Source organism: bacterium (assembly GCA_030654305.1).
Taxonomy (GTDB): Bacteria; Krumholzibacteriota; Krumholzibacteriia; order LZORAL124-64-63; family LZORAL124-64-63; genus PNOJ01.
This window is the reverse complement of the sequence record JAURXS010000149.1, coordinates 1-1,350: the sequence shown is the minus strand read 5'-3', so window position 1 is coordinate 1,350 and position 1,350 is coordinate 1. Positions and strand designations below refer to the sequence as shown.

Below are 1,350 nucleotides of genomic sequence, written 5' to 3'. Positions count from 1 at the left end.
GGTCGGGCACCTCGCGCAGCTGGTCGAGCTGGAGAAGATGATGCAGGACGAGTACTGGGCGGACCAGGGGTTCGCGCCGATGTAGGCCGGAGTTCCCCGGCGATGCGAACGACGGAGGGCCGCCCAGGGGGGCGGCCCTCGTGCCTTTCGGCGGCCCGGCGGCTCACCAGGTCATGGCCACGCCGGCCATCACCGACTCGAGGGTGGGGTCGGCCCCGGCCAGGCGCTGCAGGTTGCCGTGGCGCCGATACTCGAGGCGGACCAAGGTGCGCGGGTCGATGGCGGCCTCGAGGCCGCCTCCCCAACTCCCGCCCAGGAAATCCTCGCGCCACCAGTAACCGCCCAGGCCGCCGACGACGTAGGGCCGCACCTCGCCGAGGGCCAGGTTGGCCTGGAGCAGCACGCCGGCCTGCCAGCACGCGATGTCGCCGCCCGGCGTGGAGCCGCCGAGGTCCATGGAGACCGGTTCGTACGCGTTGACGTCGTGGCGGGCGACTTCCAGCGCGGTCCAGACGCGGGGCGACAGTTTCGCTCGCCATCGCCCCGCGAACGCCAGCCCGTCGTCCTGCGGCCAGCGCCGCGCGCTCGCCGAACCGAGCAGCACTTCCAGGCCGCCGGAACGCAGGCGACGGTGCACGGCGGCGCTCCTGACGGCCGCCGGGATGCCGGGTCGCGTCCAGAGCAGCTTCCAGTCGGGCAGCGCCGAGCCGGCCGTCCCCCCCAACAGCGCGCCGAGGCCCGCGCCGGCGATCGTGCCGATCGCCACGAACGGCACGATTTCCGCGTCGTGATTGTCATCGCCGCCGCCTTCGCCGCTGTTTGCGATGGCGCTGACGAGGACGGCGAACGCGGCCGCGCCCAGGCAGCCCGCGAGGCCGCCGGTCAGGGCGCCGACCTTGGCGCCGCCCTTGGCGTGGCTCTCGCGCTTCCACAGGGAGATCATGTCGGCTTCGGCGCAGGCCGCCGCGCCGTCGTCCTCCGTCATCAGGCGCAGGACGGCGCCGTCCCAGCCGCCGACGCGGCCTTCGGTCGCGGTGCCGTCGCGCAGCACCACCCGGACCGCGGCGCCGTCGGGCAGCGACGCGCAGATCCCGGCGATGCCCGTCGCGGCGTCCGCGGCGGCGCGCGTCGCGACGCACAGGGCGGACACCATCAGCAAGGCGGCGACGCCCCGCTTCACGATCCCTCCTTGCGGCGACGGGCGCGGACGAGCCCCCACACGCTCAGCACCAGCCACGCCGACTCGATGGCGGCGCTCGACAGGTTGAAGTCGTAGACCAGCGAGACCAGGATCAGGCCGGAGCCGACGGCGTTGGCCAGCGAGTAGCGCGGGTCCTCCTGGCGCAGGCG

1 protein-coding gene is annotated in these 1,350 nt (G+C 74.4%); it reads right to left on the bottom strand.

From position 1 onward, the window contains the following. Positions 1–163 precede the first annotated feature (163 nt). On the bottom strand, positions 164–1,180 hold the full coding sequence (locus tag Q7W29_03945) for a hypothetical protein (GenBank protein ID MDO9170965.1): 1,017 nt from the start codon (positions 1,178–1,180) through the stop codon (positions 164–166). Positions 1,181–1,350 lie beyond the last annotated feature (170 nt).